Annotated in this window: 23 protein-coding genes and 1 pseudogene; 4 read left to right on the forward strand and 20 right to left on the reverse strand. The window is 74.4% G+C overall.

The window, feature by feature from the left end; translation table 11 throughout:
* Nucleotides 1-40: 40 nt before the first annotated feature.
* The 20 genes and pseudogenes from hemL to AVL62_RS12995 all read right to left on the reverse strand — a co-directional run bounded on the left by hemL (nucleotide 41) and on the right by AVL62_RS12995 (nucleotide 16,085).
* On the reverse strand, nucleotides 41-1,363 hold the full coding sequence (gene hemL / locus AVL62_RS12910) for a glutamate-1-semialdehyde 2,1-aminomutase (RefSeq protein WP_058892074.1): 1,323 nt from the start codon (nucleotides 1,361-1,363) through the stop codon (nucleotides 41-43).
* A gap of 48 nt (nucleotides 1,364-1,411) precedes the next feature.
* On the reverse strand, nucleotides 1,412-1,885 hold the full coding sequence (locus AVL62_RS12915) for a MarR family winged helix-turn-helix transcriptional regulator (protein ID WP_083518942.1): 474 nt from the start codon (nucleotides 1,883-1,885) through the stop codon (nucleotides 1,412-1,414).
* A 5-nt stretch (nucleotides 1,886-1,890) separates the two neighbouring features.
* Nucleotides 1,891-2,883 (reverse strand): porphobilinogen synthase, encoded by a 993-nt coding sequence (hemB, locus tag AVL62_RS12920; protein ID WP_058892076.1) that lies wholly within the window; start codon nucleotides 2,881-2,883, stop codon nucleotides 1,891-1,893.
* Complete coding sequence (locus AVL62_RS12925; protein WP_083518943.1) at nucleotides 2,880-4,523, reverse strand: uroporphyrinogen-III synthase; 1,644 nt, start codon at nucleotides 4,521-4,523, stop codon at nucleotides 2,880-2,882. Before AVL62_RS12925 ends, hemB begins: the two co-directional genes overlap by 4 nt.
* On the reverse strand, nucleotides 4,520-5,527 hold the full coding sequence (gene hemC, locus AVL62_RS12930) for a hydroxymethylbilane synthase (protein ID WP_058892077.1): 1,008 nt from the start codon (nucleotides 5,525-5,527) through the stop codon (nucleotides 4,520-4,522). Before hemC ends, AVL62_RS12925 begins: the two co-directional genes overlap by 4 nt.
* On the reverse strand, nucleotides 5,520-6,890 hold the full coding sequence (locus AVL62_RS12935) for a glutamyl-tRNA reductase (protein WP_058892078.1): 1,371 nt from the start codon (nucleotides 6,888-6,890) through the stop codon (nucleotides 5,520-5,522). Before AVL62_RS12935 ends, hemC begins: the two co-directional genes overlap by 8 nt.
* Nucleotides 6,887-7,552 carry a redox-sensing transcriptional repressor Rex gene (locus tag AVL62_RS12940; protein ID WP_058892079.1) on the reverse strand — a complete coding sequence of 222 codons (666 nt, stop codon included), beginning with the start codon at nucleotides 7,550-7,552 and terminating at the stop codon, nucleotides 6,887-6,889. Before AVL62_RS12940 ends, AVL62_RS12935 begins: the two co-directional genes overlap by 4 nt.
* 155 nt (nucleotides 7,553-7,707) lie before the next feature.
* On the reverse strand, nucleotides 7,708-7,989 hold the full coding sequence (locus AVL62_RS12945; protein ID WP_058892080.1) for a glutaredoxin family protein: 282 nt from the start codon (nucleotides 7,987-7,989) through the stop codon (nucleotides 7,708-7,710).
* Between the two features lie 80 nt (nucleotides 7,990-8,069).
* The gene (locus AVL62_RS16695; RefSeq protein ID WP_003792170.1) at nucleotides 8,070-8,168 is read right to left on the reverse strand and encodes a 30S ribosomal protein bS22; all 99 of its coding nucleotides are present in this window, start codon (nucleotides 8,166-8,168) and stop codon (nucleotides 8,070-8,072) included.
* A gap of 169 nt (nucleotides 8,169-8,337) precedes the next feature.
* A complete protein-coding gene (locus tag AVL62_RS12950) occupies nucleotides 8,338-8,547 on the reverse strand; it encodes a helix-turn-helix domain-containing protein (RefSeq protein ID WP_062946265.1) in 210 nt (69 codons plus the stop codon).
* Between the two features lie 215 nt (nucleotides 8,548-8,762).
* A complete protein-coding gene (locus tag AVL62_RS12955; RefSeq protein WP_058892082.1) occupies nucleotides 8,763-9,950 on the reverse strand; it encodes an acetoin utilization protein AcuC in 1,188 nt (395 codons plus the stop codon).
* A gap of 30 nt (nucleotides 9,951-9,980) precedes the next feature.
* The gene (locus AVL62_RS12960) at nucleotides 9,981-10,520 is read right to left on the reverse strand and encodes a GNAT family N-acetyltransferase (RefSeq protein ID WP_058892083.1); all 540 of its coding nucleotides are present in this window, start codon (nucleotides 10,518-10,520) and stop codon (nucleotides 9,981-9,983) included.
* Nucleotides 10,521-10,595: 75 nt separating this feature from the next.
* Nucleotides 10,596-11,399, reverse strand: a complete 804-nt coding sequence (proC, locus tag AVL62_RS12965; protein ID WP_083518945.1) for a pyrroline-5-carboxylate reductase — start codon at nucleotides 11,397-11,399, stop codon at nucleotides 10,596-10,598.
* A gap of 5 nt (nucleotides 11,400-11,404) precedes the next feature.
* Entirely contained in the window at nucleotides 11,405-12,370 is a 966-nt protein-coding gene (locus AVL62_RS12970; RefSeq protein WP_201023271.1) for a proline dehydrogenase family protein, read from the reverse strand.
* A 16-nt stretch (nucleotides 12,371-12,386) separates the two neighbouring features.
* Complete coding sequence (locus tag AVL62_RS12975; RefSeq protein WP_058892084.1) at nucleotides 12,387-13,121, reverse strand: ABC transporter permease; 735 nt, start codon at nucleotides 13,119-13,121, stop codon at nucleotides 12,387-12,389.
* Nucleotides 13,118-13,471 (reverse strand): AAA family ATPase, encoded by a 354-nt coding sequence (locus AVL62_RS18240; RefSeq protein WP_419177494.1) that lies wholly within the window; start codon nucleotides 13,469-13,471, stop codon nucleotides 13,118-13,120. Before AVL62_RS18240 ends, AVL62_RS12975 begins: the two co-directional genes overlap by 4 nt.
* Nucleotides 13,472-13,885: pseudogene (locus AVL62_RS18245) on the reverse strand (ATP-binding cassette domain-containing protein); the annotation flags it as partial.
* 56 nt (nucleotides 13,886-13,941) lie between these two features.
* Nucleotides 13,942-14,544 (reverse strand): TetR/AcrR family transcriptional regulator, encoded by a 603-nt coding sequence (locus tag AVL62_RS12985; RefSeq protein ID WP_058892085.1) that lies wholly within the window; start codon nucleotides 14,542-14,544, stop codon nucleotides 13,942-13,944.
* A gap of 6 nt (nucleotides 14,545-14,550) precedes the next feature.
* Nucleotides 14,551-15,360 carry a sugar phosphate isomerase/epimerase family protein gene (locus tag AVL62_RS12990; RefSeq protein WP_058892086.1) on the reverse strand — a complete coding sequence of 270 codons (810 nt, stop codon included), beginning with the start codon at nucleotides 15,358-15,360 and terminating at the stop codon, nucleotides 14,551-14,553.
* The gene (locus AVL62_RS12995) at nucleotides 15,357-16,085 is read right to left on the reverse strand and encodes an exopolyphosphatase (RefSeq protein WP_058892301.1); all 729 of its coding nucleotides are present in this window, start codon (nucleotides 16,083-16,085) and stop codon (nucleotides 15,357-15,359) included. Before AVL62_RS12995 ends, AVL62_RS12990 begins: the two co-directional genes overlap by 4 nt.
* 138 nt (nucleotides 16,086-16,223) lie before the next feature.
* Between AVL62_RS12995 and radA the strand changes: the two genes are divergently transcribed.
* The 4 genes from radA to AVL62_RS13015 all read left to right on the forward strand — a co-directional run bounded on the left by radA (nucleotide 16,224) and on the right by AVL62_RS13015 (nucleotide 20,855).
* The gene (gene radA / locus AVL62_RS13000; protein WP_058892087.1) at nucleotides 16,224-17,630 is read left to right on the forward strand and encodes a DNA repair protein RadA; all 1,407 of its coding nucleotides are present in this window, start codon (nucleotides 16,224-16,226) and stop codon (nucleotides 17,628-17,630) included.
* Between the two features lie 119 nt (nucleotides 17,631-17,749).
* On the forward strand, nucleotides 17,750-18,832 hold the full coding sequence (gene disA, locus AVL62_RS13005) for a DNA integrity scanning diadenylate cyclase DisA (RefSeq protein WP_058892302.1): 1,083 nt from the start codon (nucleotides 17,750-17,752) through the stop codon (nucleotides 18,830-18,832).
* Nucleotide 18,833: 1 nt separating this feature from the next.
* Nucleotides 18,834-19,745 (forward strand): A/G-specific adenine glycosylase, encoded by a 912-nt coding sequence (locus tag AVL62_RS13010; protein WP_083518946.1) that lies wholly within the window; start codon nucleotides 18,834-18,836, stop codon nucleotides 19,743-19,745.
* Between the two features lie 63 nt (nucleotides 19,746-19,808).
* Entirely contained in the window at nucleotides 19,809-20,855 is a 1,047-nt protein-coding gene (locus tag AVL62_RS13015) for a lipid II:glycine glycyltransferase FemX (protein WP_058892088.1), read from the forward strand.
* Nucleotide 20,856 lies beyond the last annotated feature (1 nt).

Below are 20,856 nucleotides of genomic sequence, written 5' to 3' on the forward strand. Positions count from 1 at the left end.
GATTCTCCCACGGCTCGCTGAGCAGCCGCTGGGACGCCCCTCAGGCGATCTCGGCGGCGCTCTGCCCGATCGCCCGCACCGCGTGCTCGACCGCCTCGTCGTCGTGCGCGGCGGAGACGAACCACGACTCGAAGCAGCTCGGCGGCAGGTGCACCCCCCGGCGCAGCATGGCGTGGAAGAAACGGCCGAAGAGCGCGGTGTCCTGGTCCTTGGCGTCCTCGTAGCCGGTGACCTGGCCCTCCCGGAAGAAGACGCTGAACATCGAGCCCGCCCACTGGATGCGGTGCGGTATGCCGTGGCGCGAGAAGGCGTCGGTCACGGCGGCGGCGAGCGCCTCGCTCACCTCGTCCAGACGCTGGTAGACCTCGTCCGTGCACCGCTGCAGGGTGGCGAGCCCGGCGGCCGACGCGACCGGGTTCCCCGACAGCGTCCCGGCCTGGTAGACCGGCCCGTCCGGGGCGAGCCGGGCCATGACGTCGGCCCGACCCCCGAAGGCCGCGGCCGGGAAGCCGCCGCCCATGACCTTGCCGAAGGTGAACAGGTCGGGTGCCCCGCCCTCGGGCACCCCCTCCAGCCCGAGCCAGCCCGAGGCCGAGCAGCGGAAGCCCGTCATCACCTCGTCGCTGACCAGCAGGGCACCGTGCGCGCGGGTGAGCCGCCGGAGCGCCTCGGTGAAGCCGGGCGCCGGGGGCACCACGCCCATGTTGCCCGCGGCGGCCTCGGTGATGACCGCCGCGATCTCCGACCCCCGCTCGGCGAAGGCGGCCTCGAGCGCGGGGACGTCGTTGTAGGGCAGGACCACCGTCTCGCCGGCCGCGCTCGCCGGGACACCCGGGCTGTCCGGCAGCCCGAAGGTCGCGACCCCGGACCCCGCCGAGGCGAGCAGCGCGTCGACGTGCCCGTGGTAGCAGCCGGCGAACTTCACCACGACGGACCGGCCGGTGAAGCCCCGGGCCAGCCGGATGGCGCTCATGGTGGCCTCGGTGCCCGAGCTGACCAGGCGCACCTGCTCGACCGGCTCCACCCGGGCCACGATCTCCTCGGCGAGCGCGACCTCGCGGGCCGTGGGCATGCCGAAGGAGAAGCCCTGGGCGGCGGCCTCGGTGACCGCGGCGCGGACCTCCGGGTGGGCGTGGCCGAGGATCATCGGGCCCCACGAGCAGACGAGGTCGAGGTAGCGGCGCCCGTCGGCGTCCCACAGCCAGGGGCCCTGCGCCCGCTCCATGAACCTCGGCGTGCCCCCGACCGAGCGGAAGGCCCGCACCGGGGAGTTCACGCCGCCGGGGATGACGGAGCGCGCGCGGGCGAGGAGGGCGTCGGAGGCCGGGGCGGTGTCCGGGTGGGTCACGGGGTCGGCGGTCATGTCGACCAGCCTACGAGTGGGCCGCGGCGCGCCGGCCCGGTGGGCGCCCTAGACGGCGTCGAGCGCCTCGTCCTCGCCGTGCCGGATCGCCCGCACCACCCGGCGCATGAGGTCGCCGTGGGTGATGAGCTCCTCCCGGGTGAGGTGGTCCAGCAGCGCCGAGCGCACGCTCTGCACGTGCACCGGCGCGAGCTTGTGCAGCTGGTCCTGCCCGGACTCGGTGAGCACCAGGACGACGCCGCGGCGGTCCTGGGGGGTGCGCACCCGCTCCACCCAGCCGCGCTTCTCGAGCCGGTTGGCGGTGTGGCTCACCCGGCTGCGCGACTGCACCACCAGGTGGGCCAGCTCGGCCATCCGCATCCGGCCCCCCGGCGCCTCCGAGACCATGCTCATGAGCTCGTACTCACCGAGGGAGACCCCCAGCTCGTCCAGCGCCTCCTCCATGAGCAGCCGCACGAGGTGCGAGCCCCGCAGGATCGAGCGCCAGGCCCGCTGCTCCTCGTCGTCCAGCCAGCGCACCATCCCCGTCATCCTCCTAGGAGTCGCGCCGCCTCCGTCGCGTAGTAGGTCAGCACCACCTGGGCCCCTGCCCGGCGGATCGACGTCAACGTCTCCACCACCATACGGTCCCTGTCCAGCAGTCCCTGGGACGCCGCCGCCTCGATCATGGCGTACTCCCCGCTCACCTGGTAGGCCGCGACCGGCACGTCCGCGGCAGCGGCCACGTCGGAGAGCACGTCGAGGTAGGGCAGGGCCGGCTTCACCATGACCATGTCGGCGCCCTGCTGGAGGTCCAGGCGCAGCTCGCGCAGGCTCTCGTCCCGGTTGGCCGGGTCCTGCTGGTAGGTCGCGCGGTCCCCGGTCAGCGTGGAGGCGACGGCCTCGCGGAACGGGCCGTAGCAGGCGCTGGCGTACTTCGCGGTGTAGGCGAGCACCGCGACGTCCGTGCGGCCGGCGCCGTCGAGGGCCTCCCGCACCACCTGGACCTGCCCGTCCATCATCCCGCTGGGGCCGACGACGTGCGCACCCGCACGGGCCTGCGCGAGGGCCATCTCGGCATACACCTCGAGGGTGGCGTCGTTGTCGACCCCTCCGGCGTCGTCGAGGACGCCGCAGTGGCCGTGGTCGGTGAACTCGTCCAGGCACAGGTCGCTCATGAGCACCGTGGTGTCGCCCAGCTCCTCGCGCAGGGTGCGCAGCGCGGCGTTGAGCACGCCGTCCTCGCTCAGCCCGGCCCGACCCGTCGCGTCCTTGTCCTCCGGTCGCGGCACGCCGAAGACCATGAGACCGCCCACGCCGGCGTCACGGGCCTCCCGCGCGGCACGCACGAGGCTGGTCGGTGTGTGCTGGACCACGCCCGGCATCGACCGGATCGGCTGCGGCTCGCCGATGCCGTCCCGGACGAAGACCGGGAGCACCAGGTCGGCCGGGTGCAACCGGGTCTGCGCCACGAGCCGGCGCAGGGCCGGGGTCGCCCGCAGCCGCCGCGGCCGCTCCTGCGGTCGGGTGTATGCCGTCACCGGCGCGACCGGGCGCGCCGCGGCGCCGGCTTGCGGCGGCTCGGGCGCACGAACTCCTCGCCCTGGGCGTGGGCCTGCGCCATGAGCTCCCGGGTGTGCTCCGCGAGCGCGTCGACGAGGCTGGTCGAGCTGGGCTCGGGGGCCACCACGTCGACCCGCAGGCCGTGCTCCTCGGCCGCCTTCGCGGTCGCCGGTCCGATGCACGCGACCACGGTGTGGGGGTGCGGCTTGCCGGCGATGCCCACGAGGTTGCGGACGGTCGAGGAGGAGGTGAAGCAGACGGCGTCGAAGGCACCACCCTTGATGGCCTCACGGACCGAGGCGGCGGGCGGCGCGGCGCGGACGGTGCGGTAGGCGGTCACGTCGTCGACCTCCCAGCCCATGGCCTCCAGACCCGCCACGAGGGTGTCGGTCGCGATGTCCGCGCGCGGCAGGAAGACCCGGTTGATCGGGTCCAGGACGTCGTCGAAGGGAGGCCAGGACTCCAGCAGGCCCTGGGCCGACTGCTCGCCGTCCGGGACGAGGTCGGGCTCCAGGCCCCACTCGCGCAACGCCTCGGCGGTGACCCCGCCCACGGCCGCGAGCTTGAGACCGGCGAAGGCCCGGGCATCGAGCCCGAGCGCCTCGAACTTCTCGCGGACCGCCCGCACGGCGTTGACCGAGGTGAAGCCGATCCACTCGTAGCGGCCGGTCACCAGGCCCTTGACCGCGCGGTCCATCTGCTGCGGGGTCCGGGGCGGCTCCACGCTGATGGTGGGGACGACCGAGGCGCTCGCGCCGTACCCGGCGATCCGGTCGGCCATCGGCCCGGACTGCTCCTTGGTCCGCGGCACGAGGATGGACCAGCCGAAGAGCGGCTTGGACTCCCACCAGGACAGCTCGGCCTGGAGCTCGACCGGGTGACCGACGACGGCGACCGCGTCCTCGCCCAGGTCAGCGGCCTCCTCCAACGCCTCCCGGAGGGTCGTGACCCGGGTCTGCTGCGTGGTCGTGGTGCCGTGCTCGGTGAGGGCGGTGGGGCTGTCCGCGGGCCGACCCGCCTGCAGCAGCTGCTGCAGGGCGCGCTGCAGGCGTCCCTGGGCGCCGCGCACGACGACCGTCACCTCCTCGGCGACCGAGTGGGACCAGTCCACCCCGGTGTCGGCCGCGTCGACGACGTGGACCTGGCCGCGCTGGCCGTCGGGCAGCACGCCGGCGTAGGCCGGCACCGCCCAGGCGGCGCTCACCCCCGGGACGATCTCGAAGGCGATCCCGGCGTCGTGGCACGCGCGGGCCTCCTCCACCAGCGACCCGCCGGAGACGTCGTCGGCGAGCAGCCGGACCACCAGGTGGGTGGCGTCGTCGAAACCGCGGGCGGTCCGGACGAGCAGCTTGGACCGGGCGGCGGGGGTCAGGGCCGGGCCCTCCTCGCCACGGACGGTGCGCACGATCTCGGTGCGCTCCCCCACCCAGGAGCGCACGTCCTGCTCCTGGGTGGCCGCGTCGACGACGACGACGTCGGCGACCGCGAGGTAGTCCCGCGCCCGCACGGTGAGCAGCCCCGGGTCACCGGGACCGGCACCGACGAAGGCGACGCGGGCGGCGGCGCTCGTGGGCAGGGAGGCGTGGGTCAGGTGGACGGGGGCGGCGTCGGTGCTCACAGGTCGGACTCCGGGGTGTGTGACCCGGCGGCGACGAGGCCGGTCGGGTCGGGACGGTTCAGCAGGAGCGCGGCCATGGCACGGCCCAGCTCCTCCGGCGCGTCGACCGCGCCGGACGTCACGCGTCGCTGGGCCCCGGTGTCCAGGGCGGCGAAGGCGTGCAGGACGAGGGTGGCGGACGACGGGTCGTCCGCGGGGTGGCGCTCGTCGGACGAGCCCGGCTCGGCGAGGGCGCCCACGGGGGCGGTGCAGCCCGCCTCGAGCGCGGCGAGCGCGGCCCGCTCGGCGCTGACCTGCGCCCGGGTGGCGGGGTGGTCGAGGATCTCGGCCAGCTCGGCCGCGAGCCCGGTGTCGTCGGCCCGGCACTCGACGGCGAGCGCCCCCTGGCCGGCGGCCGGCACCATGTCGTCGGTGCCGAGGACCTCGGTGGCCTCGTCCAGCCGGTCCAGCCGGGCCAGTCCGGCCCGGGCCAGGACGACGGCGTCCAGCACCTGGTCACGGACCATCCGGATGCGGGAGTCGACGTTGCCGCGGATGTCGCGGACCTCCAGGTCCGGGCGCAGCAACCCCAGCTGGGCGGCTCGTCGCGGTGACCCCGTGCCGACCACCGCGCCGGGGGGCAGGTCCCGGAGCGCGAGGCCGTCGCGGGCGACCAGGACGTCGTGCGGGTCCTCCCGCTCGGGGACCGCCGCCACCACCAGGCCGTCGGCCGGGGCGGTGGGCAGGTCCTTGAGGGAGTGGACGGCCAGGTCGATGCGGCCGTCGAGCAGGGCCCCCCGCAGGGCGGAGGCGAAGACGCCCGTGCCGCCGATCTCGGTGAGGCTACGTCGCGAGGTGTCGCCCTCGGTCGTGACCAGCACCAGCTCGACCCCGCGCCCGGCCGCGCGCAGCCGGTCCGCGACCCAGCCGGACTGGCTGGTGGCGAGCGCGCTGCGGCGGGTGCCGAGCCGGAGCGGGCGGGTGGCGTCGGCCGGGGCGGTGGTTCCCGTGCCGGGGTCAGTCATCGCCGCCCCCGTCCACCGTGGGGTCCGCGGCCCTCTCGACCACGCCGAGCGGTGGTGTCGACACGCTCGCGACCTCACGGCTGTCGAGGTCGAAGAGCTCGCGCAGGGCGTGCGCGTAGTCGGCGGGGACCTCGTCGTAGCCGGCCTGCAGCTGCTTGACCCGGGTGGTCGGCGTGTGCAGCAGCTTGTCGACGACGCGCTGCACGGTCTGCCTGACCTCGGCACGCTCGTCCTCCGGCAGGTGCGGCAGCCGGTGGTCCAGCCGGCTCATCTCGGCGTCGACGACGCGGGCGGCGCTGGTGCGCAGCGCGGCCAGCGTGGGCCCCAGCCGGGCCGCGTGGCGTTCGGCGAGGTAGCCGGCGACCTCGCTGGTCACCAGCCCACGGACGGCCTCGACGGGGCCGGGCTCGCCCGTACCGGGGTCGGTGCGCTCCTGCGCGGGACGCTGGAGGTCGGCCAGACCCCAGAGGTGGACGCCGCGCAGGCGGGTGACCGTCGGGTCGACGTCGCGCGGGAGGGCGAGATCGAGCAGGACCGTCGGCGCACCGCTGCGGCCGGCGTGGCTCCGGGCGCGAGCGACGAGGGGCTCGTCGAGGACGTGACCCACGGCGCCGGTGCAGGTGAGCACCAGGTCCGCGGACCCGACCGCGGCGGCGAGGTCGGCCCAGGGCAGGGCACGCACGCCGTGCTGCTCCGCCAGCCGCGCGGCACGGGCCGGGGTGCGGTTGACCACGACGACGTCGCCGACGCCCTCGCGCACGAGGGTGGCGACCGCCAGCCCCGACATCGCGCCGGCGCCGATGACCACGGTGCGCGCGCCACCCAGGTCACCGAGCACCGCCCGGGCCTGGTCGAGACCGAGGGTGACCAGCGACCGGGAGACCCCGTCGATGCCGGTCTCGGCGTGCGCCCGCTTGCCGACCCGCAGGGCCTGCTGCACGAGGGGGTTGAGCGAGGCCCCCAGGTGCCCGTGCCGCTGGGCCTGCGCGAGCGCCTGGCGGAGCTGGCCGAGCACCTGGCTCTCGCCGACGGCCATGGAGTCCAGCCCGCAGGCCAGCTCGAAGAGGTGGGCGACCGCACGGTCGTCGTAGTGGACGAAGAGGTGCTCGGTCAGCTGGTCCCGGGTGAGCCCCCCGACCTCGGTCAGGGCCGCGCCGATCTCCTCGAGCGCCCCGTGGAAGGTGCCGGCCTCGACGACGACCTCCAACCGGTTGCAGGTCGAGAGGACCAGCGCCTCGTGGACGTGGTCGCCGGCGCGGAGCCGGGACGCGAGCCGGTGCGACGCCTCGTCGTCCAGGACCACCTGCTCGAGCAGGGAGATGGGGGCCGAACGGTGGGACAGCCCCACCACGAGCGCGCTCACGAGACCTCCTCCACGCCGGACCCCGGGACCGCCACCGCGCGCTGGTGCTGGTGGAAGGTCAGGATCTGCAGCTCGGTGGCGAGGTCCACGCGGCGGACGTCCACGTCCGAGGGGACCTCGAGGACCCCCGGGGCGAAGGTGAGCAGGGAGTGCACTCCCAGTCCGACCAGGACGTCGGCGACCTCCTGGGCGGCGTGCGGCGGGGTCGTGATGACGCCGACCGCCACCGGACCGTCGGGACGCAGGTCCCCCAGCGCCTGCACCGTCATCCCCTCGACCCGGCTCCCCACCACGGCGGGGTCGTTGTCGGCCAGGGCGACGACGTGGAAGCCCCGGGTCGCCAGACCCTCGTAGCTCGCCAGCGCTCGCCCGAGGTTGCCCATGCCCACGATGACCACCGGCCAGTCCCGGCTCAGCCCGAGCTCGGCCGAGACCTGCTCGGCGAGCCGGGCGACGTCATACCCCACACCGCGCACGCCGTAGGTCCCGAGGTGGGAGAGGTCCTTGCGCACCTGCGCCGACCGCACACCCGCGAGACCGGCGAGCTCCTCGCTGGAGATCGAGGCCCGCCCCTGCTCGGCGAGGGTGGACAGCGCCTGCAGGTAGCCCGGGAGTCTGCCGACGGTGGCCTCTGGCACACCTCGCCGGTTCGACTCAGCCATCACGGCGGCACCGGCTCCTCTCTGGATGGGCAGCGCCGACCCGGCGGGGGCTTATATCAGACCCTCGTGCACCGATCGGCGCGGACCCCGTCAACTCTAGGCTCGGACCCCGTCTTCCTCCAAAACGGCGCCGGGCCGACGGCTCCGGCGCAGCGCTACCGACGCCGCCCGGAGGACAGGGCGGTCCGCAGGTCGGCCGGGTCGATCTCCCAGCGGGCGACGGGCTCCCCGTCGACGAGCAGCACGGGCACCTGGGTGGTCCAGCCGTCGTGCTCACCCTCGTCCATGACCCCTGCCCGACGTTCCGCGTCGATGTCCCGGACGACCACGTCGGGCACCTGCTGCGAGACCACCCGGAGCATCTGCTCGCACAGGTGGCACCCGGGGCGCGACAGCATCTCGACGCGCGGCGCGCGGGATCGTCGCGGCAGGCGCATGGACCCTCCCTCCGGAGACGACGAGGCGCCCCGGGTCACGGGGCGCCTCGGTCGGGTCGTCGGCGGTGTCGCCGGACGTCCTACTTCTTGTTGCGACGCTGGTGACGCGTCTTGCGCAGCAGCTTGCGGTGCTTCTTCTTGGCCATCCGCTTGCGGCGCTTCTTGATCACAGAGCCCATGGGGCCATCCTTCTCGTCGTCGGTCCGGGTGGTGCAGCCGGCGGCCCGGTCCAGGAGGACGTCGGGCGGCGCTGCACAGCCACGTCAGCGTAGCGCGAGGGGCGCCGGGCTCCCAAAAGCCGGGGTCACCCGGCGGGCGGGCGCCCGCCGACGACCGGCGGGGACGGGGTCACGCGGTGCCGTGGTAGGACTCCTCCAGGTAGGCGTGCACCGCCTTCTCGGGCACCCGGAAGGACCGGCCGACGCGCACCGCGGGCAACTCGCCCGAGTGCACCAGCCGGTACACGGTCATCTTCGACACACGCATGACGGCAGCCACCTCGGCCACGGTCATGAACGTCATCTCAGCGAGCTGGCGCTCATCTGCCATAGGACGCATCCCGTCTCTCAAATATGTGCAGGCAGCGCGCGCGGCTTCCCCTCCGGCATGCTGCCTGCCTCCGTTGTCGGGCTAACACTAGGGGCAGGAGTGCAGGTTGCGAAAGTCGTGACGACAAATTTGTCCAGCGCGACACGCCGTGCGTGACCAAAGATGCAGGTGGGCGCCGTGTGCCTCGATGGTGCTGGCGAGCGGACACGCCGCGCGACCGGCCCTCAGTCGAGGTAGGGGTCCAGTCCCCAGCCCGGGAAACAGGCTCGGCGGGTCGCCATGACGGCCAGGTCGACCGGGTCGTCGAGGTCGTGACCGTCCTCCCACCGACGGACCCGGATCTCCCGGCCGCCTCGGTCCCCCATGGTCCGCGGGGCGTCCTGTCCGTAGACCTCCTCCACGTGGCTCCGCCAGGTCTCCGGGACGGGGGTGGTGGGGTCGACCGGCCGGCCCGTGACCACCCCGATGAGGTGCGTCCAGGCGCGGGGCACCACCTCGACCAGCTCGTACCCCCCACCGCCGAGGGAGACCCAGCGGCCCTCCGTCAGGTCGTCGGCCAGGTCCCGGACCCAGCCGTAGGCGACCGCCAGCGCCTCCATCGACACGGCGAGGTGGGCCAGCGGGTCGGCGTAGTGGCAGTCGCAGCCGTGCTGGCTCACGACGATCTGCGGGTCGAAGGCCCGGGCGAGGGTCGGGACCACGGCCTGGTAGGCCCGCAACCACCCCTCGTCCCCGGTGCCCGGGGGGAGGGCGATGTTGACCGCCGTGTCCGGGGCCCGGGGGCCGCCGGTGTCTCCCGGGAAGCCGGTGCCGGGGAACAGCGCCCGGCCCGTCTCGTGGATCGACACCGTCATGACCCTCGGGTCGTTCCAGAAGCAGCGCTCGACCCCGTCGCCGTGGTGGACGTCCAGGTCGAGGTAGAGGACGCGTTCGGCGCCGGAGTCCAGCAGGTCCTGGATCCCGACGGCGATGTCGTTGTAGACGCAGAACCCGGAGGCGGCCTGCGGCATCGCGTGGTGCAGGCCGCCGGCGATGTTGCACGCGCGCACCGTCTCGCCCGACCACACCGCGCGGCAGGCCTCCAGCGTCGCCCCCACGGCCAGCGTGGAGGCGTCGTGCATCCCGGCGAAGGCAGGGGTGTCCTCGGTGCCCACCCCCTGTCGCCCGCGGGCGAGGGAGGGGTCGGCGGACGCCTCGCGCACCACCTCGACGAGATCGCGGGTGTGGACCGTGAGCAGCTCGTCGTCCGTGGCGTGCCGGGCCGGCAGCAGCCGCACGTCCTCGTGCCCCAGCAGCCCCAGGTCCAGCGCCAGGCGGTGGGTGAGGAGCAGGCGGCTGGGGTGCATGGGATGCCCCAGGCCGAAGTCGTAGGCCGCGTAGCGCTCGTCCCACATCACCCACGACGACGTCATGGGCTCACGCTAGACCACGCGAGTCACGGCTCAGAGCGAGGTCGGCACCCCGGCGGCGTCACCGAGCGGGTAGACCATCATCATCTCCTCGGACTCGGCGTCCTCCTCGTCCACCCCGCGGATGCGCATGGGACGCCGGTCGTCCGTCGGTCGGAAGCCGAAGCTCGAGGCGAACGCGACGGCGCGCCCGTTGTCGGTCCCCACCCAGTAGACGAGCTGACGCAGGCCGATCTCGCGCCCCACCTTGGCGGCCTTCTCGAGCAGGCGTCGGGCCACGCCGGTGCCCCGGCGGGCCGGCGCCACCCACAGGCCGAACAGCTCGCCGGCGCCGGGGATGTTGGTCCGGTGGCCGGTGCCGACGCTGACGACGCCGACGACCTCGTCACCGTCGTGGGCCAGGACCCGGCGGGAGCGCTCCATCCGCTCCTGCCAGCGGGAGTCGGGGAAGGCCTCCTCCTCCTCGGCCGAGGCGACGAAGGCCTCCGGGGACTCACGCAGGGCTCGCAGCCTGACGTCCTTGTACGACGCCCACTCGTCAGGGCCCAGCACGCGTACGTGAATCTCGCTCATAGCTGCCTACTCTTTCACACGCGTCGCCCGGGCCCCGCCGTCACGGGTGAACACTCGGTGACACGGCACCGAGGCTCATTCCTCGCGCGGCGACAGCTCGTGCGACCTCCTCGCGGCCGCCTCCATGGCGGTCAGGAAGGCGGCCCTGACCTTGTGATCCTCGAGCGCCCGCAGGGCGGCGACACTGGTGCCACCCGGGCTGGAGACCTGTTCCCGCAGCACCGTCGGGTGGGTCCCGGTCTCCCGGATCATCGTGGCCGCACCATACAACGTCTGGACGACGAGCTCGGTCGACGTGTCGCGCGGGAGCCCGAGCAGCACCCCCGCCTCGATCATCGCCTCCACCACGTAGAAGATGTAGGAGGGGCCGCTGCCGCTGATCGCCGTCACCGCGTCCTGGTGACCCTCGTCGAGCACCACGACCCGGCCGACGTGCGCCATGAGGGCTCGCGCCCGCTCCACCTGCTCCGGGGTGCAGTGCCGCCCCGGGCTCATGGCGGACATGCCCTGGTCCACCAGCGCCGGGGTATTGGGCATGACGCGCACCACCGAGGTGCCCTCCGGCAGCCGGCGCTCGAGGAACTCCGTGGTGATGCCCGCGGCGATGGACACCACGAGGGCGTCCGGGCGCACCTGGTCACGGATCTCGGCGACCAGGGCGGCCATGTCCTGCGGCTTGACCGCCAGCACCACGACGTCGGCGGCCCCCGCCGCGGCCGCCGGCGCGTCGTGCCGGGTGCCGTGCTGGGCCGCGACCTGCTCGGCCCGGGCGCTGACGCGGTCGCTGAGGACGAGGTCGGCGGGGTCGTGACCGGATCGGATGAGCGCCGCGGCGAGCGTGCTGCCCATGACGCCGGCCCCGAGGAGAGCGATCGGCACCGCGGTCAGCCCTTGGTCGCGAGGCTGCGCAGGAAGAAGGTCAGGTTGGCCGGGCGCTCGGCCATCCGACGCACGAGGTAGCCGTACCAGTCCTCGCCGTAGGGCAGGTAGACCCGCATGCGGGACCCGGCCCCGGCGAGGCGCAACTGCTCGTCCGGGCGGATGCCCAGCAACATCTGGAACTCGTAGCTGTCGGCGTCGCGCTGGGCCTTGGCGACGAGCACCGAGGCGATCTCGACCAGGCGCGGGTCGTGGGTGGCGATCATCGGGTACCCCTGACCCTCGACGAGGATCTTGAGGCACCGGACGTAGGCCTTGTCGACGTCGTCCTTGTCCTGGAAGGCGACCGACTCCGGCTGCTTGTAGGCGCCCTTGCACAGCCGGATGCGCGACCCCTCGTGGGCGAGGTCTCGGCAGTCCTGCTCGGTGCGGTGCAGGTAGGCCTGCAGCGCCACGCCCACCCACGGCCAGTCCTGGCGCAGCTCGGCGAGGGCGGACAGCGTCGGGTCGGTGGTGGTGTGGTCCTCCATGTCCAGGGTGACCGTCGTGCCGGCGTTGGCCGCTGCCTGGCAGATGACCCGGGCGTTGTCCAGCGCGATGGCGTGGCCGTCGCGGCCCAGGAACTGGCCGAGGGCCGAGAGCTTGAGGCTCACCTCCGCCGCGCCGTTCTGGGTCAGGCCCGCCTCGGACAGGGCCGCGATGAGCCCCAGGTAGGCGTCCCTCGTGGCCTCGGCCTGCGCCGGGTCGGTCGTGTCCTCGCCGAGGTAGTCGATGGTCACCTGCCGGTGGGTGTCGACGAGCTCGCCCGTCACGCGCACGGCGTCCGGGGTGCTGTCACCGGCGACGAACCGCCGGACGACGTCCCGGCTCACCGGAGCCTGCTCGATCACCTGGCGCAGGGTCGTGTTGCGGCTGACGCCCAGCAGCGTCTGGCGCATCAGGGCGGACGGGTTGAGGTCGGCGAGCTCCATGGCCACAGGCTACGCCTCACGGGGTGCGCCGTCGCAGGGTGAGCGAGGCGAGCGCGAGGGAGCCCACGACGAAGGCGGCCAGCACCGCCAGATCGGCACTCAGCTCCCCCGCGGGCGCCACGGTGGTGGCCACGGCACCCAGGGCGTCGACGGCGTAGGACAGGGGCAGGGCGGCCGAGAGGAGCTCGAGCGCGCGCGGCATCTGGTCACGCGGCACGAACAGCCCGCAGAGCAGCAGCTGCGGCAGCACGAAGGCGGGCATGAACTGGACCGCCTGGAACTCGGTACGGGCGAAGGCACGGGCGAGCAGACCCAGGGAGGCGCCCAGGACCCCGCTCGCGACGGCGACGACCACCAGCCACCCCACCGGTCCCTGCACCTCCAGCCCGCACACCCAGACGGCGAACCCGGTGGCCACGAGGGCCTGCAGGACCGCCATGGCACCGAAGGCCAGGGCGTACCCGGCCAGGAAGTCGGTCCTGCCCAGCGGGGTGGAGAGCAGCCGTTCCAGGGTGCCGGAGGTCCGTTCGGCCAGGGTCGTCACGCTGGTGACGACGAACATCACGAGGAGCGGGAAAAGCCTGAGCAGCTGGGCCCCCGAGCGGTCGAAGAGCGGGGTGTCCAGGCTCATCCAGGCCAGCAGCCCCAGCAGGACGCAGGGGACCACGAGCATGAGCGCCAGGGTGCGCCGGTCGGCCCGCAGCTGGGCGAGCACGCGGCGGGCGGTCGCGGCGGTGCGGGTGGGGTTCATCGCCGCCTCCGGCGGGGTGCCGGCCCGGACGCCGACGAGGCGGTCCGGGCGCCCGTGGCGTCGTCGACCAGGTGGAGGAAGGCACCCTCGGCGTCGTCGGCCCCGGTGCGCTCCAGCAGGGCCGGGAGGGTGTCGTCGGCGAGGATGCGCCCCTCGTGCAGCAGGACCAGCCGGTCGCACCGGGCGGCCTCGTCCATGACGTGGCTGCTGACGAGCACCGTGGTGCCGGCGGCGGCGAGCGCGGTGAAGAGCTGGCACAGGCTGCGGCGCAGCACCGGGTCCAGGCCCACGGTGGGCTCGTTGAGGACCAGCAGCTCGGGGCTGCCCACGAGGGCGGCCGCGAGGGACACCCGGGAGGCCTGGCCGCCGGACAGGTCGGCCACCCGCTGGTCGACCTGCGCGCCCAGGTCGACCTGCCCGAGGACCTGGTCGACCCGATCGCCGTCCGCGCCGACGAGGGTCGCGAATCAGCGCAGGTTCTGGCCGACGGTGAGGTCCCGGTAGACGCTCGGGCTCTGGGTGACGTAGCCGACCCGGCGGCGTAGGGCCGCCGACCCGGCCGGTTCGCCGAGCACCTCGACCGTCCCCGACACCCGCTCCTGGACCCCGACGACGGAGCGCATCAGGGTGGACTTGCCCCCACCGCTGGGCCCCGGCAGGCCGACCACCTGGCTGACCGGGACGGCCAGGTCGACGTCCAGGAGGACCTCGTGCCGTCCGCGGCGCACGGTCAGCCCCTCGGTCCGCACGGCATATTTCATCATGTGATGAAAATACTCCCGCCGCGTCCGCCCCCGCAAGGCCCCGGACCCGACCGGCCTCAGCGAGGCAGCAGGTAGCCCTGGAGCACCGGGCCTACGCGCCGCACGAGGGTCTCCGGGTCGGCGTCGGCGACCCCCGGCAGCCGCACCACGTAGCGCCCCATCGCCAGGCCCGTCGCCGCGGTGGCGGCGAGACCGGCCCGCAGGTCGCGCTCGTCCTCCTCCAGCCCGGGTTCCAGACCCGAGACCACCCTCCCGAAGATCTCCTGGGTGAGGAACTCGCGCACGGCCCGCGCCACCTCCTCGCTGGTGACGATGCTGCGCAGCAGGGCCTCGAAGCTCGACCTGCGGGCCTCCCACACCCCCAGGAAGGTCCGCACCGCCCGCAGCCCCACCTCCTCGCGCGGCCCCTCCATCACCTGCGCCGCCAGCGACGCCGGGGGGCCGGGCAGCGAGACGAGCACCACCGACTGCGCGAAGAGGTCGTCCTTGCCCTCGAAGTAGTGGTGCACCAGCGCCGGGTCCACCCCGGCCGCCCGAGCGACGGCGCGCAGGCTGGTCCCGGCATACCCGGCCCGGGCGAACTCGCCCCGGGCCGCCTCCAGGATCGCCGCCCGGGTGTCCTCGCCCCGCCGCGGGCCCCGTCTGGCCTCGGCAGCCACGACCGCTCAGACCCCCCGGGCACCCGGGAGGTCGTGCTGGCCCAGGTGCTCACGGGCGAAGGCCAGCGACTCGGCCAGCGCCGCCTCCCGCTCGGCGGTCTTCATGGTGCGCGTCCCGACCTCGAGGCTCACCACCCCGGGGAAGCCGGTGGCCACGAGGTGCTCCAGCACCTCGCGGCAGCGCTGGTCGCCGCGTCCGGGGACGAGGTGCTCGTCGCGGAAGGAGCCGAAGGAGTCCCCCAGGTGCACGTGGCGCACCCGGTCCCCCAGGTCGCGCACCATGTCGAGGGCGTCCTCCCCGGCCGTGGCGGCGTGGCTGATGTCGAAGGTCACGTCGCTGTAGGGGTAGTCGCGGGGGTCGGGGCCGGGGAGGTAGGCCTGCATGGCCGAGCCTCCGGTACGCCAGGGGAACATGTTCTCCACCGCGATGGGGATGCCCCAGCGCTCCTGCCGCTGCGCCACCCCCTCGACGAAGCCCTCGGCATACCCCCGCTGCCAGCGGAACGGCGGGTGGACGACCACGCACTGCGCCTGCACGTCGTGGGCGAGGTCGAGCGCCCGCTCGATCTTGCCCCAGGGCTCCCAGCCCCACAGCCGCTGCGCCAGCAGCAGGGTCGGTGCGTGGATGGCGCCGATCTGCAGCTCGTGCAGGGCGGCCAGCGCGCTGAGCGCCCCCGCCTCCTGCGTCACCGGGTCGGTCCAGACCATGATCTCGACACCGTCGTAGCCGAGCCGCTCGGCCAGGTCGAAGGCGTAGGCGGCGTTCTCGGGGTAGACCGAGGACGTGGACAGGTGGACGGGGATGCGCGCGGTCATCGGCCGAGCCCGTCCAGGAAGCGCAGGATGAGGCCCTCGCGCAGCGCCCACGGGCAGACCGCCAGCTCCTCGACACCGCTCAGCTCGAGGACGGTCTTGCTGGTGCCGGCCACGAGCTGGGGCGTCCCCACCTTGGTGAGGGCCGGCTGGGCGGCGGCGACCTCGGACCGGACCCGTTTGCGCAAGGCCCTGGTCTCGGCCGGCTCCGGGGGGTCGTGCGCCAGCTCACGGCTCAGCCGGCCGGCGCCGAGAGGGAGGGAGACCGCGACGTCCGGCTGCTCGTCGAGCCCGGCCGCCAGCTCCAGGGAGCCGCCGCCGATGACCACGGTGAGCAGGCGGCCGGCGGACCAGCCGAACCACCGTCGGGCGGCCAGGAAGGTCGTCCGCGCCTCCTCCTGCCCCGGCAGGACGTCGAGCTCGACCCCCGAGCGGTCCCGCACCAGGGCCAGCACCTCGTCGGTGTTGCCGGCGTCACGGATCGCGCTGGTGGCGAAGGGCAGCAGCTCGGTCGCCCCTCGGCTCTCGGCGACCTCCACGCAGTCCGCGACGAACCCGGCGAGCGTCTGCGCCCCCTCCTGGCTGATGTCTCCGGTCTCCGTGAGGTGCTCGGCGAGGCGCAGCTCCACCTTGTGCGAGAAGTCGGGCGTCGGGTGGCCGCCGGGGTGGGCGTCCACGACCAGCAGGTGGACCGTGTTCGATCCGACGTCGATGACACCCAGGCGCATGCGGGCCATGATGCCGCACCTCCCCGGGGACGGACCCACAGGCGTGCGGCGGACCGCCGGCCGGGCCTGCGCCCGGCCGGGTCCCGGCGCCGTGCCCGACGCGGCGGGACTGTCGGGACCGGCACCTACCCTGGGGGCGTGGCCAAGGCGAACAGGACGGCATACCGCTGCACGGAGTGCGGCTGGCAGGGCGTGAAGTGGGCGGGGCGGTGCCCGCAGTGCCAGGCGTGGGGCACCGTCTCCGAGAGCGGTGGGGCGGCCACGGTCCGCACCAGCGCGGTGCGTCCCTCCCGGCCGGCCGTGCCCATCGCGACGGTGGACGCCGACGCCGCCCAGGCGCGCCCCACCGGGGTCGGCGAGTTCGACCGCGTGCTGGGGGGCGGGATCGTGCCGGGCGCGGTCGTGCTCATGGCGGGCGAGCCCGGCATCGGCAAGTCGACCCTGGCGCTGGACGTCGCCGCCCGCGCGGCCCGCGAGGGCCGGTCGGTGCTCTACGTCTCCGGGGAGGAGTCCGCCGCCCAGGTCAAGCTGCGGGCCGAGCGCATCGGAGCCGTGGCCGACACCCTCTACCTCGCCTCGGAGACCGACCTCGCGACGATCCTCGGACAGCTCGAGCAGACCGACCCCGACCTGCTCGTCGTCGACTCGGTGCAGACGGTGGCCAGTGCCGAGGTCGAGGGGGCCCCCGGCAACGTCGGGCAGGTGCGCGAGGTCGCCTCGGCCCTCATCCAGGCGGCCAAGACCCGCGGGACCGCCGCCGTCCTCATCGGGCACGTCACCAAGGACGGCGGCATCGCCGGCCCCCGGGTGCTGGAGCACCTGGTGGACGTCGTCGTCGCCTTCGAGGGCGAGCGGCACAGCCGGCTGCGCCTGGTCCGGGCGGTCAAGAACCGGTTCGGCCCGACCGACGAGGTGGGCTGCTTCGACCTCGGCGACTCCGGCATCTCGGGTCTCGCGGACCCCAGCAACCTCTTCCTGTCCAGCCGCGACCGGCCGGTGCCCGGCACCTGCGTGACGGTGACCCTCGAGGGCAGGCGGCCGCTCGTCGCGGAGGTGCAGGCACTGGTCAGCGAGGCGGCTGCCGGGTCGGCCCGGCGGACGACGAGCGGGCTCGACCCGGCCCGGCTGGCGATGGTCCTCGCCGTGCTGGGGCAGCGCGGCGGGGTCCCCCTGGCCAAGGACGACTGCTACGCCGCGACCGTCGGCGGGGTGCGCCTCTCCGAGCCGGCCGCGGACCTCGCGCTCGCCCTGGCCCTGACCAGCGCCAAGGCCGACCTGGCGCTGCCGGTGAGCACCATCGCGGTGGGCGAGGTGGGCCTGTCCGGCGACCTGCGCCCGGTGACGGGTGCACCGCGGCGGTTGGCCGAGGCCTCCCGCATCGGCTTCACCGAGGCGGTCATCCCGGTGGGCTCGCTCACCGAGGGTCGTCCGCCTGCCGGCATGCGCGTGCACGAGGTCGCGACGCTGAGCGACGCCGTCGCCCTGGTGCTCGCGGCGGCGCAGGCGAGCACCGGCGCGACCGCGTCCGCGGCACCGGGCCGCTGATCAAGAATCCATAACGGTCCGACCGGCTCGCCGGAGCGGACCGCGGGGCCGCCTAGGATCGGCCCAGTGCCCCACCGGCACGCGAGCACCGCCGGCTGCGCAACAGGAGGGAGGTGGGCATGCCTGAGCGCAACGACGAGGCCCTGCTGCGCGCCACCCTGGGCGCGGTCGCACCGGGCACCGACCTGCGGGACGGGTTGGAGCGCATCCTGCGCGGTCGGACGGGGGCGCTCATCGTCCTCGGCAGCGACCGGACGGTCGACTCCATCAGCACCGGAGGCTTCGAGCTCGACGTCGAGTTCTCCGCCACCCGGTTGCGGGAGCTGGCCAAGATGGACGGGGGCATCGTGCTGAGCCGGGACGGCACCCGCATCGTGCGAGCGGCCACCCAGCTGGCTCCGGACCGCACCATCGAGACCCGCGAGAGCGGCACCCGGCACCGCACCGCCGAGCGCACCGCCAAGCAGACCGGCTTCCCCGTCATCTCGGTGAGCCAGTCCATGTCCCTCATCGCGCTCTACGTCGGCGACATCCGGCACGTCCTCGAGGACCGCAGCCAGCTGCAGGCGCAGGCCAACCAGGCCCTGCAGACCCTGGAGCGCTACCGCTCGCGGCTCGACGAGGTGACCGGGACGCTGTCCGCGCTCGAGATCGAGGACCTCGTCACCGTGCGGGACCTCGCCTCGGTGCTGCAGCGGCTGGAGATGGTGCGCCGCATCAGCGCCGAGATCGAGCAGTACGTCGTCGAGCTGGGGGTGGACGGACGGCTCATCGGCCTGCAGCTGGAGGAGATGACCGGTGGGGTCGAGCGCGAGCGCGCCCTCGTCGTCCGCGACTACATCGGCGCCTCCGACGGGGCCCGGGACCCGGTGCAGGTGCAGGCGGCGCTCGGCGCGCTGGACAGCACCGAGCTCCTGGACCTTGCGGCCGTGGCCCGCTGCCTGGGCATCACGGTCGTCGGCGACGGCATGGACCACCAGCAGCTCAGCCCCTCCGGCTACCGGTTGCTGCACCGCATACCCCGCCTCCCCGGGGCGATCGTGGACCGGCTGGTGGCGCACTTCGGCACCTTCCAGCAGCTGCTCTCGGCCGGCCTCGAGGACCTCATGCAGGTCGACGGCGTCGGCGAGGCGCGGGCGCGCGCGGTGCGGGAGGGGCTGTCGAGGCTCGCGGAGAGCTCGATCCTCGAGCGCTACTCCTGACGTGCCGGCCCCAGAGGTCCTGCACGACCGTCTGCTGCCCTGGTATGCCGCGCACCGCCGCGACCTGCCCTGGCGGGCTCCGGAGCGCTCGCCCTGGGGGGTGCTCGTCTCCGAGGTCATGCTGCAGCAGACGCCGGTGGCGCGGGTCCTGCCCGTCTGGGAGCGGTGGATGAGCAGGTGGCCGACCCCGTCGGCGCTGGCGGCCGCGCCGACGGGGGACGCCGTGCGGGAGTGGGGCCGGCTGGGGTACCCGCGGCGCGCCCTGCGCCTGCACGCCGCCGCCACCGCCGTCCGCGACGCCCACGACGGGCAGGTGCCCGCCGACGAGGCGGTCCTGCGCACCCTGCCGGGGGTCGGTGACTACACCGCGGCGGCCGTCTCCGCCTTCGCCTTCGGGCGGCGGGCCACCGTCGTCGACACCAACGTGCGGCGGGTGCAGGCGCGCTCGGTCAGCGGGCTCGCCCTGCCGGCCCCCGCCCTCACCCGGGCCGAGACCGCCCTCGCCGCACGGCTGCTGCCCGAGGACGACGAGCAGACCGCGACGTGGAGCGTGGCGGTCATGGAGCTGGGCGCGCTCGTGTGCACGGCCCGCGCACCCCGGTGCTCCGCCTGCCCCCTCGCCGACGTGTGCGCCTGGCGCGCGGCCGGGTCGCCGGCCCCCACCGGCCCCCCGCGCCGGGGTCAGCGCTGGACCGGCACGGACCGGCAGTGCCGGGGCACCCTCCTGCAGGTCCTGCGCGACTCCGCGGGGCCGGTCCCCGCACACCGGCTGCAGGCCGCCTGGCCGGTGCCCGGGGTCCCGGACGAGCAGGGGCAGGCCGCGCGGCAGCGGGAGCGCTGCCTCGACGCGCTGGTCGCCGAGGGCCTGGTCGAACCCCTGCCCGGAGCCCGGTTCCGCCTCCCCGGCACCTGAGCGACGCCGGCCGGGGCGGGTCGCGGACCGGCGGTGGGGGACGCCGTCGATACGATGCCTGGCATGACGCTGCGCTGGGACACCTATGAGTCGGCCGAGCAGTGGCGCGCGCGCCTGCTGGAGACGCCGGGCCGCCCGTCAATGTTCCAGACCCCGGAGTTCGCCCAGGTCAAGAGCCTGGCCGGGTGGACGCCGAGGTATGCCGACATCGACGGTTTCCCGCTCACCGTGCACGAGCGACGGGCCCCCGGTTTCGGGAAGGTCTGGTACCTCCCCAAGGGGCCCGGGGTGGCGTCCGTGCAGGGTCTGGCCGCGCTGCTGCCCGACCTGCGCACCGCCGCGCACGATGCGGGGGTCTTCCTCGTCAAGATCGAGCCCGAGCTGGTCGAGTCGCCGGAGACGCTGCAGGCGCTGGAGCGCCTGGGGCTGCTGCCCGCCGGGCGCATCCAGACCAACAAGTCCACCGTCTTCGTCGACGTGACCGGCACGCCGGACGAGCTCATGGCGCGCCTGCCGTCCAAGACCCGCAACACCATCCGCCGCGGCCTCAAGCAGGGCGTCGTCACGGAGGCGGCACCGCTGGAGGAGTCGACCTACGAGCGCATGTGGACCCTCTGGATGGAGGTCGTGCAGGACCAGGGCATCGCCCCGCGCTCCCACGAGTACCAGGTGGCGATGTGGCGCACCTTCTGCGACGCCGGGCTGGGGCGCGTCTTCCTCGCCCAGCACGAGGGTCGCGACGTGGCCGGTGCGTTCGTCACCGTCGTCGGGGACGTCGCGTGCTACCGCGACGGCGCCAGCGTGCGCGAGCGCCCGGTCCGCGGGGGCAGTCACGCGCTGCAGTGGGAGGCGATGCGCTGGGCCCAGGAGCAGGGGGCGACCTCCTACGACATGGCGGGGACGCCGCACTCCACGCGGGTGGACGACCCCAGCGACCCCTACTTCGGCATCGGGGAGTTCAAGCGCAGCTTCAGCAAGGAGGTCACCGACTTCGTCGGCGCCTACGACCTCGTGCTGCGACCGCGTCGGTATGCCACCTGGCAGCGGGTGGGGCACCGGGTCACGGCCAAGGTGGTCTCCGGCGGACGTCCCGGCGCGACCTTCTACTGAG

Origin of the sequence: Serinicoccus chungangensis, assembly GCF_001483745.1 — a bacterium.
GTDB lineage: Bacteria > Actinomycetota > Actinomycetes > Actinomycetales > Dermatophilaceae > Ornithinicoccus > Ornithinicoccus chungangensis_A.